At 67.7% G+C, this 16,526-nt stretch carries 9 protein-coding genes; 8 read left to right on the forward strand and 1 reads right to left on the reverse strand.

The annotated features are described in order from the left end of the window. Nucleotides 1-29: 29 nt before the first annotated feature. The 5 genes from atpA to F3J10_RS03515 all read left to right on the forward strand — a co-directional run bounded on the left by atpA (nt 30) and on the right by F3J10_RS03515 (nt 6,516). Nucleotides 30-1,571, forward strand: coding sequence for a F0F1 ATP synthase subunit alpha (gene atpA / locus F3J10_RS03495; RefSeq protein WP_013696173.1), 1,542 nt, complete (start codon nt 30-32; stop codon nt 1,569-1,571). Nucleotides 1,572-1,643: 72 nt separating this feature from the next. Continuing rightward, on the forward strand, nt 1,644-2,522 hold the full coding sequence (gene atpG, locus F3J10_RS03500; protein WP_025097719.1) for a F0F1 ATP synthase subunit gamma: 879 nt from the start codon (nt 1,644-1,646) through the stop codon (nt 2,520-2,522). 72 nt (nt 2,523-2,594) lie between these two features. After that, nucleotides 2,595-3,989 (forward strand): F0F1 ATP synthase subunit beta, encoded by a 1,395-nt coding sequence (gene atpD / locus F3J10_RS03505; RefSeq protein WP_017917924.1) that lies wholly within the window; start codon nt 2,595-2,597, stop codon nt 3,987-3,989. 159 nt (nt 3,990-4,148) lie between these two features. Continuing rightward, entirely contained in the window at nt 4,149-4,574 is a 426-nt protein-coding gene (locus F3J10_RS03510) for a F0F1 ATP synthase subunit epsilon (RefSeq protein WP_013696176.1), read from the forward strand. A 175-nt stretch (nt 4,575-4,749) separates the two neighbouring features. Continuing rightward, the gene (locus F3J10_RS03515) at nt 4,750-6,516 is read left to right on the forward strand and encodes an AMP-binding protein (protein ID WP_166912772.1); all 1,767 of its coding nucleotides are present in this window, start codon (nt 4,750-4,752) and stop codon (nt 6,514-6,516) included. Nucleotides 6,517-7,190: 674 nt separating this feature from the next. On the opposite strand, the gene F3J10_RS03520 is transcribed toward F3J10_RS03515, so the two are convergent. Beyond that, on the reverse strand, nt 7,191-8,039 hold the full coding sequence (locus tag F3J10_RS03520) for a transporter substrate-binding domain-containing protein (RefSeq protein WP_167241045.1): 849 nt from the start codon (nt 8,037-8,039) through the stop codon (nt 7,191-7,193). A 183-nt stretch (nt 8,040-8,222) separates the two neighbouring features. Between F3J10_RS03520 and hemE the strand changes: the two genes are divergently transcribed. The 3 genes from hemE to putA all read left to right on the forward strand — a co-directional run bounded on the left by hemE (nt 8,223) and on the right by putA (nt 16,515). Further along, entirely contained in the window at nt 8,223-9,317 is a 1,095-nt protein-coding gene (hemE, locus tag F3J10_RS03525; RefSeq protein ID WP_025097722.1) for a uroporphyrinogen decarboxylase, read from the forward strand. Nucleotides 9,318-9,845: 528 nt separating this feature from the next. Then, nucleotides 9,846-12,098, forward strand: a complete 2,253-nt coding sequence (locus F3J10_RS03530; protein WP_167241047.1) for a primosomal protein N' — start codon at nt 9,846-9,848, stop codon at nt 12,096-12,098. A 493-nt stretch (nt 12,099-12,591) separates the two neighbouring features. Next, complete coding sequence (gene putA, locus F3J10_RS03535) at nt 12,592-16,515, forward strand: trifunctional transcriptional regulator/proline dehydrogenase/L-glutamate gamma-semialdehyde dehydrogenase (RefSeq protein ID WP_167231014.1); 3,924 nt, start codon at nt 12,592-12,594, stop codon at nt 16,513-16,515. The last annotated feature ends 11 nt before the right edge of the window (nt 16,516-16,526 follow it).

A 16,526-nucleotide genomic window follows, 5' to 3' on the forward strand; every position in this document is an offset into this window, starting at 1 on the left:
CGCAACAGAATTGAACATCAGGAGCGAATATGCAACTCAATCCCTCTGAGATCAGCGAGCTGATCAAGAGCCGGATCCAGGGCCTTGAAGCGAGCGCGGACGTTCGCAACCAGGGCACCGTGATCTCCGTGACGGACGGCATCGTGCGCATCCACGGCCTGTCGGACGTGATGCAGGGCGAAATGCTCGAATTCCCGGGCAACACCTTCGGCCTCGCGCTGAACCTCGAGCGCGACTCGGTCGGCGCGGTGATCCTGGGCGACTACGGCCACATCTCCGAAGGCAACATCGTCAAGACGACGGGTCGCATTCTGGAAGTGCCGGTCGGTCCCGAACTGATCGGCCGCGTGGTCGATGCGCTCGGCAACCCGATCGACGGCAAGGGCCCCGTCAACGCCAAGGCCACCGACGCGATCGAGAAGATCGCTCCGGGCGTGATCTGGCGTCATGGCGTGTCGCAGCCGGTGCAGACCGGCGTGAAGTCGATCGACGCGATGGTGCCGATCGGCCGCGGCCAGCGCGAGCTGATCATCGGCGACCGCCAGACCGGCAAGACCGCCGTGGCGCTCGACACGATCATCAACCAGAAGGGCAAGGACCTCGTCTGTATCTACGTCGCGATCGGCCAGAAGGCTTCGTCGATCATGAACGTGGTGCGCAAGCTCGAGGAAACCGGCGCGATGGAATACACCATCGTGGTGTCGGCCTCGGCTTCGGATTCGGCCGCGATGCAGTACCTCGCGCCGTACGCCGGCTGCACGATGGGCGAATACTTCCGCGATCGCGGTCAAGACGCCCTGATCATCTATGACGATCTGACCAAGCAAGCCTGGGCCTATCGCCAGATCTCGCTGCTGCTGCGCCGCCCGCCGGGCCGCGAAGCCTATCCCGGCGACGTGTTCTATCTCCACTCGCGTCTGCTCGAGCGTGCCGCGCGCGTCTCGGAAGAGTACGTCGAGAAGTTCACGAACGGCGAAGTGAAGGGCAAGACCGGTTCGCTGACGGCCCTGCCGATCATCGAAACGCAGGCAGGCGACGTCACGGCCTTCGTGCCGACCAACGTGATCTCGATCACGGACGGCCAGATCTTCCTGGAAACCGACCTGTTCAACGCGGGCATCCGTCCGGCAATCAACGCGGGCGTGTCGGTGTCGCGAGTCGGTGGCGCCGCGCAGACCAACGTCGTGAAGAAGCTCTCGGGCGGTATCCGTACCGACCTGGCGCAGTACCGCGAGCTGGCTGCCTTCGCGCAGTTCGCCTCGGACCTGGATGCCGCCACGCGCAAGCAGCTCGAGCGCGGCCGCCGCGTCACGGAACTGCTCAAGCAGCCGCAGTACCAGCCGCTGCAGGTCTGGGAACTGGCCGTCGCGCTGTTCTCGGCGAACAACGGCTACCTCGACGACATCGAGGTGAAGGACGTGCTCGCCTTCGAGAAGGGCCTGCGCGAGTACCTGAAGACCAGCCACGCCGACCTGATCAAGCGTATCGAAGACACCAAGGCTTTGTCGAAGGAAGACGACGGCGCGCTGCACGAAGCGCTGAAGTCCTTCAAGAAGTCGGGCGCCTATTGATCCGCGAGGGACACCTCGAGGCGATGCCATGCGCGTGAGCGCTGAGGCATCGCTTCGGTCAAGGAGCAAGCAATGGCTGGAATGAAGGAAATCCGCGGCAAGATCAAGAGCGTGCAGAACACGCGCAAGATCACCAAGGCGATGGAAATGGTCGCGGCATCGAAGATGCGCCGCGCGCAGGAACGCATGCGCGCTGCCCGTCCCTATGCCGACAAGGTCCGCGCGATCGCCGCGCACATGAGCCGCGCGAACCCGGAATACCGCCACCCGTTCATGGTGGCGAACGAGGAATCGAAGACGGCTGGCCTGATCCTCGTCACGACCGACAAGGGTCTGTGCGGCGGCCTGAACACCAACGTGCTGCGCACGACGGTGAGCAAGCTGAAGGAACTCGAGAAGCAGGGCCAGAAGTTCGAGGCCACCGCGATCGGCAACAAGGGCCTCGGCTTCCTGAACCGCTTCGGCGGCAAGGTGGTCTCGCAGGTCGTCCAGCTCGGCGATACGCCGCACCTGGACAAGCTGATCGGTGCCGTGAAGGTGCAGCTCGACGCGTACTCGGAAGGCAAGCTGTCGGCCGTCTACATCGCCTACACGCGCTTCATCAACACGATGAAGCAGGAAGCGGTGATCGAGCAGCTGCTGCCGCTGTCGGCCGAGCACTTCGAGAACGGCGCGGACGGTACGCCCAAGACCTCGTGGGACTACATCTACGAACCGGATGCGCAGGCGGTGGTCGACGAGCTGCTGGTGCGCTACGTCGAGGCGCTGGTTTACCAGGCAGTGGCGGAAAACATGGCGTCCGAGCAATCGGCGCGAATGGTCGCGATGAAGGCTGCGTCCGACAATGCGAAGACCGTGATCAGCGAGCTTCAGCTGTCGTACAACAAGAGCCGGCAGGCCGCGATCACGAAGGAGCTGTCGGAGATCGTCGGCGGTGCCGCCGCGGTGTAAGCGGCTCAGCGACCGTTGCCTCGAAACTGCGCCCTTGCGCGAGTAAAGAATCAGGTATTGAAAGGAAAAGCGATGAGTACTACTGCTTTGGTAGAAGGCAAGATCGTACAGTGCATCGGCGCCGTTATCGACGTGGAATTCCCGCGCGACAGCATGCCGAAGATCTACGACGCGCTCACTCTGGATGGCTCGGAACTGACGCTCGAAGTCCAGCAGCAGCTGGGTGACGGCATCGTCCGCACCATCTGTCTGGGTGCCTCCGACGGCCTGCGCCGCGGCGTGGCGGTGAAGAACACCGGCAAGCCGATCTCGGTGCCGGTCGGCAAGCCGACCCTCGGCCGCATCATGGACGTGCTGGGTCGTCCGATCGACGAGGCCGGCCCGATCGAGAGCGAGCATCAGCGCTCGATCCACCAGAAGGCACCGGCGTTCGACGAACTGTCGCCGTCGACCGAACTGCTCGAAACCGGCATCAAGGTGATCGACCTGGTCTGCCCGTTCGCCAAGGGCGGCAAGGTCGGCCTGTTCGGCGGCGCCGGCGTGGGCAAGACCGTCAACATGATGGAGCTCATCAACAACATCGCGAAGGAACACGGCGGTTACTCCGTGTTCGCGGGCGTGGGCGAGCGTACCCGTGAAGGGAACGACTTCTACCACGAGATGAAGGACTCCAACGTGCTGGACAAGGTCGCGCTGGTCTACGGCCAGATGAACGAGCCGCCGGGCAACCGTCTGCGCGTGGCGCTGACCGGCCTGACGATGGCCGAGCACTTCCGTGACGAAGGCCTCGACGTGCTGTTCTTCGTCGACAACATCTACCGTTTCACGCTGGCCGGTACCGAAGTGTCGGCACTGCTGGGCCGGATGCCGTCGGCGGTGGGTTACCAGCCGACGCTGGCCGAGGAAATGGGCAAGCTGCAGGAACGCATCACGTCGACCAAGACCGGCTCGATCACGTCCGTGCAGGCCGTGTACGTTCCGGCGGATGACTTGACCGATCCGTCGCCGGCCACCACCTTCGGCCACCTGGACGCCACCGTCGTGCTGTCGCGTGACATCGCCTCGCTGGGTATCTACCCGGCCGTCGATCCGCTCGACTCGACCTCGCGCCAGATCGACCCGAACGTGATCGGCGAAGAGCACTACACGATCACGCGCGGCGTGCAGCAGACGCTGCAGCGCTACAAGGAACTGCGCGACATCATCGCGATCCTGGGCATGGACGAACTTTCGCCGGAAGACAAGCAGACGGTCGCCCGCGCACGGAAGATCCAGCGCTTCCTGTCGCAGCCGTTCCACGTCGCGGAAGTGTTCACGGGCGCGCCGGGCAAGTACGTGCCGCTGAAGGAAACGATCCGTGGCTTCAAGATGATCGTCGAAGGCGAGTGCGACCACCTGCCGGAACAGGCGTTCTACATGGTCGGCACGATCGACGAAGCCTTCGAGAAGGCCAAGAAGATCCAGTAAGGTCAGGGTGAGTGGCAGGCGCGTGCCGCCTGCGCCGGCGCTTCGGTCGATTTCGGCTGGAGCGCTTGCGCGAGGCGCGCTGCCTGCAACACGCTCGACCTGCCGTGCATGGGACGGGCAGCGGCGCGCCAGCGCCGGGGTCCGTCGACAGGAGTCCATATGGCAACCATCAAAGTAGACGTCGTCAGCGCGGAAGAGGAAATCTTCTCGGGCCAGGCGAAGTTCGTCGCGCTGCCGGGCGAATCGGGTGAGTTGGGCATTCTGCCCGGCCACACGCCGCTCATCACCCGGATTCGTCCGGGCGCGGTGCGCATCGAATCGGAAGGCGGTCAGGACGAATTCGTGTTCGTCGCCGGCGGCATTCTCGAAGTGCAACCGGGCGCCGTGACCGTGCTCGCCGACACCGCGATTCGCGGCCGGGATCTCGACGCCGCGAAGGCCGAGGAAGCGAAGCGTCGTGCCGAGGAAACGCTGCAGAACGCGAAGTCGGATATCGACCTCGCGAAGGCGCAGTCGGAACTCGCCACGGCGATGGCGCAGCTCGAGGCGATCCAGCGTCTTGCCAAGATCCGCAGCAAGAACTGAAGCGTCGGTGCCTCGCGCACCGGCAGGAAGAAGCAGCCTCCGGGCTGCTTTTTTTTCGTCCGGGTTTTCGCCCCGCCTCCGCTGCCGCGAGACGCGGGCCGCGCTAACCCCGATGTCAGCCGATTGTCAGCCGGTGCAGAATGAGCCGGCTCACCGCACCTACTCGGAGATGGCAATGACGACGACGGCAAACCAGGCTTCGAATCCGGGCGACCAGGCTGGCCAGGGCTCCCGCCCTGCGGGAATCGCGCCGCACGACGGCCTTTCCTACGTGCGAGGCACGACCGACGTGCCGCTCAGCCACGACACCATCGGCCATTTCCTGGCCGCCGCCATCGCGCGTTTCCCCGATCGGCCGGCCGTGGTATTCCGCGAGCAGGACGTGCGCTGGAGCTGGCGCGAGTTCGGCGACGAGGTCGATGCGCTGGCCGCGGCGCTGATCGAGCTCGGCATCGCGCCGGGCGAGCGCGTCGGCATCTGGGCGCCGAATCGCGTCGAGTGGCTGCTCACGCAGTTCGCGACCGCGCGGATCGGCGCGATCCTGGTCAACATCAACCCCGCCTACCGGCTCGCCGAGCTCGAATACGCGCTGAACCTGGTCGGCTGCAAGATGCTGGTGGCGGCCGATTCGTTCAAGAGCTCGCAGTACACGCAGATGCTGCGCACGCTCGCGCCCGAGCTCGACGACTGCGCGCCGGGCGCCCTGCATGCGGCGCGCCTGCCCGCGCTGCGCGCGGTGGTGTCGATGAGCGAGGCGCCGCCGGCCGGCATGCTGCGCTTCGACGACGTGCTCGCGCACGGGCGCACGCTGCGCGAGCACGCGGGCCTCGACGTGCTCGGCGCGGGCCTGGCCGACACCGATCCCATCAATATCCAGTTCACCAGCGGCACCACCGGCAGCCCGAAGGGCGCGACTCTCACGCATCGCAACGTGGTCAACAACGCGCGCGCGATCGCGCGGGTGATGCGGCTCACCGAACAGGACGCGCTGTGCATTCCGGTGCCGCTCTATCACTGCTTCGGCATGGTGCTGTCGGTGCTTGCCAGCGTGTCGGTCGGCGCGAAGATGGTGTTTCCCGGCGCCGCCTTCGATCCGCTCGCCACCCTGGCCGCCGTCGAGGCCGAGCGCTGCACGGCGCTGCAGGGCGTGCCGACCATGTTCATCGCCGAGCTCGACCACCCCGAATTCAAGCGCTTCGACCTCGGCACGCTGCGCACCGGCATCATGGCCGGTTCGCCCTGCCCGATCGAGACCATGAAGCGCGTGGTGGCCGAGATGCACATGGCCGAGGTCACCATCGCCTACGGCATGACCGAAACCAGCCCCGTCTCGTTCCAGAGCACCACCGACGACACGCTGGAGAAGCGCACCACCACGGTCGGCCGGATCCAGCCGCATCTGGAGGCGAAGATCGTCGATGCCGAGGGCGCGATCGTGCCGGTCGGCGCCACCGGTGAACTCTGCACGCGCGGTTACGCGGTGATGGCCGGCTACTGGGGCGACGAGGCGCTCACGCGGCGCGCGATCGTCGACGGCTGGATGCACACGGGCGACCTGGCCACCTTCGACGAGGAAGGCTTCTGCAACATCGTCGGGCGCCTCAAGGACATGCTGATCCGCGGCGGCGAGAACATCTACCCGCGCGAGATCGAGGAATTCCTGTTTCGTCACCCGAAGATCCAGAGCGCGCAGGTGTTCGGCGTGCCTGATCCGAAGTACGGCGAGGAAGTGTGCGCGTGGATCGTGCTGCGCGCCGGCGAGGCGATGGACGAGGAGGAGCTGCGCGACTTCTGCCGCGGGCAGATTGCCCACTACAAGGTGCCGCGCTACGTGCGATTCGTGGAGGCGCTGCCGATGACGGTGACCGGCAAGGTGCAGAAGTTCGTGATGCGCGACGCGATGATCGACGAACTGCGGCTGACGGAGCAGAAAACGGCCTGACGCGGGAGCGTTTGCGTTTTCTATGGACGAAAAAAAGCGGGCTTATTAGCCCGCTAAAAACCACACGCTACGGGGTTAGCGCGAGGAGACCAAAGGTGGAAGCAATCGGCATGAGCCGATCACGATTCCAACAAGGATGCCCCTGGGAAGGGATTCGGTACGAGACCGACGGACTATTCAGCGTGCTTCGTATCCGCTCACACAAGGCACAAGAAAGACCGCATCCGTGTTGAAACCGTGAGAGCCATTGTGGGCGAATTGATCGGGGCTGGCGGTAACAAAGTGTATCAGGTTGTAACGCCCGCCAGATAAGGCTCTCCGGGATTTTTTACTTTCTGTCGGAGTTTAAAGCGGGGTCTTTTTACCGTATTTTCCGGCCATCATTTTGTGTGTTTTTTTGTGTTTTCGCCAAACGCCAGAATAAGGCCGACAAGCCGGCAAAACTGGTATTTCCTGCATTCGGATAATCCCCGATTTCCCGGACGAATATCCTCGCGATGGTGCATCAATCCGGCTACAGCCGACTTCCTGCCGCCTTGCGGGCCGATTCGCTGCCCTCGCCGGGCCCGGCAGCGGCACCGATGGCCGGCTGGACTACCCGGCCCGGTAAGCCTTGCCGCCCCGGGTGTAACCGGCGCGCCGCGTCGTAAGACACCGAAACGCCGGCCGCGCCCCTACTTGAGCCATTTGTCCGTCACGGCCTGGAATTCGCCGGTCTCGCGGGCCAGATGCAGCCACTGGTCGACGTATTGCTGGAACACCACGTCGCCGCGCGGAACCATGTAGGCCTTCTCGCCGAACTGGAACGGCTGCTCGGGGTGGACCGAGCAGAGCCCGGGATTGAGCTTCTGCTGCCAGAGCGTTTCCGAGGCATCGGTGACCATCACGTCGGCGCGGCCGTCGAGGATCTCCCGGAAGATCGTCACGTTGTCGGGATGCACGCTCAGTTGCGCGTGGCCCAGGTACTTCCTGGCGAAACGCTCGTTGGTGCCGCCCGGGTTGACGATCACGCGCGTGGCCGGCTGGTCGATCTGGGCGACGCTCTGGTAGCGGCCCACGTCGGCGCAGCGCACGATCGGCGTCTTGCCGTCCTGCATGGTCGGGCGTGTGAAGAAGGCGCGTTGCTGGCGATCGAGCGTGGTGGAGATGCCGCCGACGGCGATATCGCAGCGCGCCACGAAATCGTCGGTGAGCGCGCGCCAACTGGTCTTCACGTACTCGGTGCGCACCTTCAGCGAACGAGCCAGCGATTCGGCCAGGTCGATATCGATGCCCTCGAAGCGGCCGTCGGGCCGGTAATACGAATAAGGGCGGTAGTCGCCGGTGGTGCACACGCGCAGCACGCCGCGCGCGAGCACTTCGTCGAGCCGCGAGGCGGCGGCGGGCGCCGCGCCGGCCGCGTTGGCGATCGGCTCGGCGGGGCTGGCCGCGAAGGCCGTGGCGCCCGCGCAGGCGATGCCAAAGCCAAGGCAGGACGCGACTGCGCGTGCGCGGAAGCGCGCCGGAATGAGGGCCGGGATCATCGATGTCTCCAAACGGGGTTTTCTGGTGGCGAGTGCTGGAATGCGGCGCCGGCTCCGGGGCACGGGCGGCGCGCATCGGTCCCCGATGATAGCGGCGCGCGCCGGTCCCGCGAAGCCGTCGCGCGGCCGGCGGCGGGCGGCTCCGGTAGAATGCGCGTTTGCACCCGCTTCGTCGCTCATACCGTGGCTCATAACCTGCTCAACGACACCTTCCTGCGCGCGCTGCGTCGCGAGCCGACCGACTACACGCCGATCTGGCTGATGCGCCAGGCAGGCCGTTACCTGCCCGAGTACAACGCCACGCGTGCGCGCGCCGGCAGCTTCCTGGGCCTGGCCAAGAATCCCGACTACGCGACCGAGGTGACGCTGCAGCCGCTCGAGCGCTACCCGCTCGACGCCGCGATCCTGTTCTCCGACATCCTGACGATCCCCGACGCGATGGGCCTGGGCCTCGAGTTCCAGGCCGGCGAGGGGCCGAAGTTCGCCAGCCCGGTGCGCACCGAGGCCGACGTGGCGCGGCTGGCCGTGCCCGACATCGGCGCGACGCTGGGCTACGTGACCGATGCGGTGCGCGAGATCCGACGCGCGCTGACCGACGCGCAGGGCCGCCAGCGGGTGCCGCTGATCGGCTTCTCGGGCAGCCCCTGGACGCTCGCCTGCTACATGGTCGAGGGCGGCGGGTCGGACGATTTCCGCACGGTGAAGTCGATGGCCTATGCGCGGCCGGACCTGATGCAGCGGATCCTCGATGTCAACGTGGATGCGGTGGCCGCCTACCTGAACGCGCAGATCGAAGCCGGCGCGCAGGCCGTGATGATCTTCGACACCTGGGGCGGCACGCTGGCCGACGGCGCCTACCAGCGCCTCTCGCTGGACCCGATCCGTCGCGTGGTGGCCAAGCTCAAGCGCCAGCACGACGGTGAGCAGGTGCCGGTGATCACCTTCACCAAGGGCGGCGGGCTGTGGCTCGAGGAGATCGCCGCCAGCGGCGTCGACGCGGTTGGCCTGGACTGGACCGTCAACCTCGGCCGCGCGCGCGAGCGCGTGAACGGCGCGGTGGCCCTGCAAGGCAACCTCGACCCGAACATCCTGTTCGCGCCGCCGGCGACGATCCGCATGGAAGCGCGCGCGGTGCTCGACAGCTACGGCAACCATCCCGGCCACGTGTTCAACCTCGGCCACGGCATCTCGCAGTTCACGCCGCCGGAAAGCGTCGCCGAGCTGGTCGACGAGGTGCATCGCCATAGCCGCACGCTACGCGCGGGTTCGCTGGGCTGAGGAAGTCGCGCGGGCGGCGCGTTGGCATGGTGTTCCGCTTGCTCGCCCAGCTTACCTGGCGCGGGCAGGACAAGGCCTGAGCGGCGCGTCGAATCGAAGCCGGGATGCTGCGTCGCAGCGATTCCGGTTTGCGCCGGCCGGGCGAATCGGGGCGCAAGCGCCCGTCGATCGGCACTTCCCGGCTTGTCAAGACTTGACTTATACACATTTTGCACGTTGCGGCGCGGTAGAGCGCCGCGTCGACAAAACGTCCACGCTATTGCGCTGGAAATCGGATAGCAGCCTTGCTGGATAAGGCTCGGCGACAAGGACTCCGATGTATCAAAAAGCAGTGATCGGCACGCGGGGAAGCCATTCCGGGACAGTCAAGCACGAGTTCTCAACAAAGTTATCCACAGGAAGGATCGGCTTCCACTGATTCTTAATGAGAATCCGAAACTTAGCGCCGAAAGTGATGTTTTACTTTAACTTCGCGTCGCCGGCCGTGCGCCGGCCGTCGATCGCGCCTGCCGGCGCGCCGGGCGGCCAATGAGCGAAGCCCTCTACGTGCGCGTCGCGCTCGATCATCCTTTAGCGACGCTATTTGATTACCGCTATCGCGGCGCGCTGCCGCCGCGCGTCGGCATGCTGGTGCAGGTGCCGTTCGGCAAGCGGCTGGTGGTGGGGCTTATCTGCGAAGTCGCCACTCACACCGAGGTGCCCGAGAATCGCCTGCGCGAGGTCGCCGCGATCTGCGGCGAGCTGCCGCCGCTGGCCGGCGACTGGCTCGACCTGGTCGATTTCGCGGCCGATTACTATCAGCGCGGCCGCGGCGAGGTTGCCCTGCCGGCGCTGCCGCAGGCGCTGCGCGACGCCGAGCGCTGGGGCCGCCTGCTGGCGCCGGAGATCCGCTACCAGCTCTCGCCCGCCGGCCGCGAGGCCCTGCCCGATGCGCTGCCCGCGCGCGCCGCGGCGCTGCGCCGGCTCGCGCAGGCGCTGCTCGACAACCCCTCCCTCCCCCTGCCCGAACTGCGCGCGCTGCATCCCAAGGCGCAAGCGACGCTCGACGCCTGGTGCGAGGCGGGCTGGGCCGCCTGCATCGAGATCGCCGCGGCCGACGTCGGTGGACAAGCGGTGGATAACTCGATCGTCGCGCCTGTGCCGCCGGCACTCACCGCCGAGCAGGCCGACGCGCTGGAAGCGATCGAGGCCGCGCGCGGCTTCGCGCCCTTCCTGCTGCACGGCGTGACGGGCAGCGGCAAGACCGAGGTCTACCTGCGTGCGCTGGCGGCGCTGCTGTCCACGCGACCCGAGGCGCAGGCGCTGGTGCTGGTGCCCGAGATCAACCTGACGCCGCAGTTCGAGGCCGCGTTCCGCGCGCGCTTCGCCGCAGTGCTGCCGCCCGGCGCGATCGTCACGCTGCACAGCGGGCTGGCCGAGGGCGAGCGCGCGCGACACTGGCTCGCCGCGCATACCGGCCGCGCGCGCATCGTGCTCGGCACGCGCCTGGCGGTGCTGGCCTCGCTGCCGTCGCTGGCGATGATCGTGGTCGACGAGGAGCACGAGCCCGCCTACAAGCAGCAGGAAGGCCTGCGCTACTCGGCGCGCGACCTCGCGGTATGGCGCGCCAAGCGGCTCGAGATCCCGGTGGTGCTGGGCTCGGCCACGCCCTCGCTGGAAAGCTGGTGGCAGGCCGAGCAGGGCCGCTACACGCGGCTCACGCTGTCGCGCCGCGCGGTGGCCGACGCGGTGCTGCCCACCGTCAGGCTGGTCGACCAGGAGGAGGAGCGGCGGCGCGGCCGGGCTTCGATCGGCGGCTTGTCGGGGCCGCTGGTGGCCGCGCTCAAGGGCCGGCTCGAACGCGGCGAGCAGAGCCTGATCTTCCTGAACCGGCGCGGCTACGCGCCGGCGCTGGCCTGCGACGCCTGCGGCTGGGTGGCCGGCTGCCCGCGCTGCAGCGCCTACGTGGTGCTGCACAAGCCCGAGCGCGCGCTGCGCTGCCACCATTGCGGCTGGGAATCGCGGATCCCGCACAACTGCCCCGAGTGCGGCAATGTCGATATCGCGCCGCTCGGGCGCGGCACGCAGCGCGTCGAGGAGACGCTCGCCGAGGCGGTGCCGGGCGCGCGGATCCTGCGCATCGACGCCGACAGCACGCGCCGCAAGGGCAGCGCCGAGGCGCTGTTCTCCGACGTCCATGCCGGCGAGGTCGACATCCTGGTGGGCACCCAGATGATCGCCAAGGGGCACGACTTCCGGCGCGTCTCGCTGGTCGGCGTGCTCAATGCCGACACCGCCCTGTTCTCGCACGACTTCCGCGCCACCGAGCGCCTGTTCGCGCAGCTGATGCAGGTCAGCGGCCGCGCGGGCCGCGCCGGGCTGCCCGGCGACGTGCTGATCCAGACGCGTTATCCGCGCCACGCGCTCTATCACGCGCTGGCGCGGCACGATTACGTCGGCTTCGCCGGCTCGACGCTGGCCGAGCGCCGCGACGCGCACCTGCCGCCCTTCGTCTACCAGGCCTTGCTGCGCGCCGAGGGGCGCACCCTGGAGGCCGCGCTGGCCTTCCTGCAGGCGGGCGCGGCCGAGCTGGCGGCGCTGCCCGGCGCCGAGCGCGTGACCGTCTACGACGCCGTGCCGATGACGATCGTGAAGGTGCTCCATGTGCACCGCGCGCAACTGCTGGTGGAAAGCGCCTCGCGCGCGGTGTTGCAACACGTGCTGGCGGCGTGGCAACCGCGGCTGCGCGAACTGAAGGGCGTGTTGCGCTGGAGCGTCGAGGTGGACCCGCTCGACATCTGAGCGACGTGCCCCCAAGGCCTTCCCGAGCCGGTTTGCGCGACGGGAGCGCATGCATCGAAGTGGTGCAACCAGAGGGCTTCCCGGACGTTTTCCAGGTCGCGCCAGGTGCCTTCGATGCTGCCGCGGGTCCACATTTCACCTGCTTCGCGATGCACCGGAATCAAACAGGAACCCGCGACAGGCAAGGCGCGAGGTCGATCACCGCGTAGCGAGCACTCGCCTCGCCGCCGTGTGCGGTACTTCCCGAAACGCCAATTCCCCATTCCGGTGCGCCGAAAAATCCGCGCCAGGCGCTCACCCGTCCTAAGGGAAAATACCGATCACCCTAGTGCTTGGCGTGGACCGGTTGCGATGCTCTAATGCATTGATTTCAAAGTATTTTGCAAAGGTGCAACCGAACTCGCGATTCGGTTGCACCTTTTTATTGTGTGGCATAGGATTCCGCGAGTCTTATCCACGCGACCGCCGGCCAAGTACCGGCACACAAGGAATCATGGCAAGCACCACCCTAGGCGTCAAAGTCGACGATCTGCTCCGTTCGCGTCTGAAGGACGCCGCCGCGCGCCTGGAGCGCACCCCCCACTGGCTGATCAAACAAGCGATCTTCGCGTACCTCGAGAAGATCGAGCACGGCCAGCTTCCGGCCGAGCTGTCGGGTCGCAGCGGTTTCGCCGAACTCGCCGACAGCCATGCCGACAACGACGACGGCGCGCCCCACCCGTTCCTCGAATTCGCGCAGAGCGTGCAGCCGCAATCGGTGCTGCGCGCCGCGATCACGGCCGCCTATCGTCGCCCCGAGCCCGAGTGCGTGCCCTTCCTGATCGGCCAGGCCCGCCTCAGCGCGAACCTGTCGACCGACGCGCAGAACCTGGCCGCCAAGCTGGTCGAGACGCTGCGCAGCAAGAGCTCCGGCGGCGGCGTCGAAGGGCTGATCCACGAATTCTCGCTGTCGAGCCAGGAAGGCGTGGCGCTGATGTGCCTGGCCGAGGCGCTGCTGCGCATCCCCGATCGCGCCACGCGCGACGCGCTGATCCGCGACAAGATCAGCAAGGGCGACTGGCGCTCGCACGTCGGCCACGCGCCCTCGCTGTTCGTCAACGCGGCCACCTGGGGGCTGATGATCACCGGCAAGCTGGTCACCACCAACAGCGAGGCCGGGCTGTCCTCCGCGCTCACGCGCCTGATCGGCCGCGGCGGCGAACCGCTGATCCGCAAGGGCGTCGACATGGCGATGCGCCTGATGGGCGAGCAGTTCGTGACCGGCGAGACGATCTCGGAGGCGCTGGCCAACAGCCGCAAGTACGAGGCGCGCGGCTTCCGCTATTCCTACGACATGCTCGGCGAGGCCGCCACCACCGAGGAGGATGCGCAGCGCTACTACGCCTCCTACGAGCAGGCGATCCACGCGATCGGCAAGGCCGCCGGCAGCCGCGGCATCTACGAAGGCCCGGGCATCTCGATCAAGCTGTCCGCGCTGCATCCGCGCTACTCGCGCGCGCAGCAGGATCGCACCATCAGCGAACTGCTGCCGCGCGTGCGCGCGCTGGCCCTGCTGGCGCGCCGCTACGACATCGGCCTCAATATCGACGCCGAGGAAGCGGACCGCCTGGAGCTCTCGCTCGACCTGCTCGAGGCGCTCTGCTTCGATCCGGACCTGGCCGGCTGGAACGGCATCGGCTTCGTGGTGCAGGCCTACCAGAAGCGCTGCCCGTTCGTGATCGACTACCTGATCGACCTGGCGCGCCGCAGCCGCCACCGCCTGATGATCCGCCTGGTGAAGGGCGCTTATTGGGACTCCGAAATCAAGCGCGCCCAGGTCGACGGCCTGGAGGGCTACCCGGTCTACACGCGCAAGATCTACACCGACGTGTCCTACCTGGCCTGCGCAAAGAAACTGCTCGGCGCGCCCGACGCGGTCTATCCGCAGTTCGCCACGCACAACGCGCACACGCTCTCGGCGATCTACCACCTGGCCGGCCAGAACTACTACCCGGGCCAGTACGAGTTCCAGTGCCTGCACGGCATGGGCGAGCCGCTGTACGAGGAAGTGACGGGCCGCGACAAGCTGAACCGCCCGTGCCGCGTCTACGCGCCGGTCGGCACCCACGAAACCCTGCTCGCCTACCTGGTGCGCCGCCTGCTCGAGAACGGCGCCAATACCTCCTTCGTGAACCGCATCGCCGACAAGGCGGTGGCCGTGAAGGACCTGGTGGCCGATCCGGTCGAGGAAGCCGCCAGGATCGTCCCGCTCGGCGCGCCGCACGCGAAGATCCCGCTGCCGCGCCAGCTCTACGGCGATTCGCGCGCCAACTCGATGGGCCTCGACCTGTCGAACGAACACCGCCTCGCCTCGCTGTCCTCGGCACTGCTGACGAGCGCGCATCATCCGTGGCGCGCCGCGCCGCTGCTGGCCGACGAGGCCTTGTCCGACGCGCCGGCGCGCGAGGTCCGCAACCCGGCCGACCTGCGCGACGTGGTCGGCACCGTCAGCGAGGCGACGCCCGAGCAGGTCGGTGCCGCGCTCGCGCATGCCGTGTCGGCCGCGCCGATCTGGCAGGCCACGCCGGTCGAGGATCGCGCCGACTGCCTGGCGCGCGCCGCCGACCTGCTCGAGGCGCAGATGCACACGCTGATGGGCCTGGTGATCCGCGAGGCCGGCAAGTCGCTGCCGAACGCGGTGGCCGAGATTCGCGAAGCGATCGACTTCCTGCGCTACTACTCGGCGCAGATCCGCGACGAGTTCTCCAACGACACGCATCGCCCGCTCGGCCCGGTGGTCTGCATCAGCCCCTGGAACTTCCCGCTGGCGATCTTCATGGGCCAGGTGGCGGCCGCGCTGGCCGCCGGCAACACGGTGCTGGCCAAGCCCGCCGAGCAGACCCCGCTGATCGCCGCGCAGGCCGTGCGCATCCTGCGCGAGGCCGGCGTGCCGGCCGGCGCGGTGCAACTGCTGCCGGGCGACGGCGAGACGGTCGGTGCCGCGCTGGTGGGCGATCCGCGCACGCGCGCGGTGATGTTCACCGGCTCGACCGAGGTGGCGCGCCTGATCAACAAGGTGCTGGCCGCGCGCCTGGACCCGGACGGCAAGCCGATCCCGCTGATCGCCGAGACCGGCGGCCAGAACGCGATGATCGTGGATTCGTCCGCGCTGGCCGAGCAGGTGGTGGCCGACGTGCTGAACTCGGCCTTCGACTCGGCCGGCCAGCGCTGCTCGGCGCTGCGCGTGCTCTGCCTGCAGGACGACGTGGCCGACCGCACGCTGACCATGCTCAAGGGCGCCATGCACGAGCTCGCGCTCGGCAACCCCGATCGCCTCTCGACCGACGTCGGCCCGGTGATCGACGCCGACGCCAAGCGCGGCATCGATGCCCACGTGGCCGCGATGAAGGAAAAGGGCCACCCGGTCACCCAGCTGCCGATGCCGGACGGCTGCGCGCAGGGCACCTTCGTGCCGCCCACGCTGATCGAGATCGGCAGCATCGACGAGCTCAAGCGCGAGGTGTTCGGCCCCGTGCTGCACGTGGTGCGCTACCGCCGCAGCGCGCTCGACAAGCTGCTCGAGCAGGTGCGCGCGACCGGCTACGGCCTCACGCTCGGCATCCATACGCGCATCGACGAGACCATCGCCCATGTGATCGGCCGTGCCCATGTCGGCAACATCTACGTGAACCGCAACGTGGTGGGCGCCGTGGTGGGCGTGCAGCCGTTCGGCGGCGAGGGGCTGTCCGGTACCGGTCCCAAGGCCGGCGGCGCGCTCTACCTGCAGCGCCTGCTGGCCACGCGCCCGGCGGGCCTGCCGAAGTCGCTGGAGGCCTCGCTGGTGGTGGATGCGCCGGTGGAGGGCGAGTCGGGTGATAATCCGGCGTCGGCCCTGGCCGCGCTGCGCGACTGGCTGATCGAACAGCGCGAGGCCGCGCTGGCCGCGCGCTGCGAAGGCTACCTGTCGCGCGTGCTGGCCGGCGCGACCGCGGTGCTGCCCGGCCCGACCGGCGAGCGCAACACCTACACGCTCGGTCCGCGCGGCACGGTGCTCTGCATCGCGGCCACCGCGCGCGGCGCGCGTGCGCAGTTCGCCTCGGTGCTGGCCACCGGCAACCGCGCGCTGTTCGCGGGCGCCGCCGGCGAGGCGCTGGCCGCCGCGCTGCCGGCCTCGCTGAAGGGTCAGGCGACGGTGCGCAAGCAGGCCGACGCGAGCTTCGACGCGGTGCTGTTCGAAGGCGACAGCGACGAACTGCTGGCGCTGGTGAAGGAGGTCTCGCAGCGTCCCGGTCCGATCGTCTCGGTGCAGGGCGTGGCGGCCGGCGCCTTCGAGAACGGCGACGAGGATTACGCGCTGGAGCGCCTGCTGACCGAGCGCTCGGTCAGCGTGAACACCGCGGCGGCGGGCGGTAACGCGAACCTGATGACGATCGGCTGAGCGATCCCGGC

This window comes from Burkholderia sp. Cy-637 (assembly GCF_011753175.1).
Taxonomy (GTDB): Bacteria; Pseudomonadota; Gammaproteobacteria; order Burkholderiales; family Burkholderiaceae; genus Burkholderia; species Burkholderia gladioli.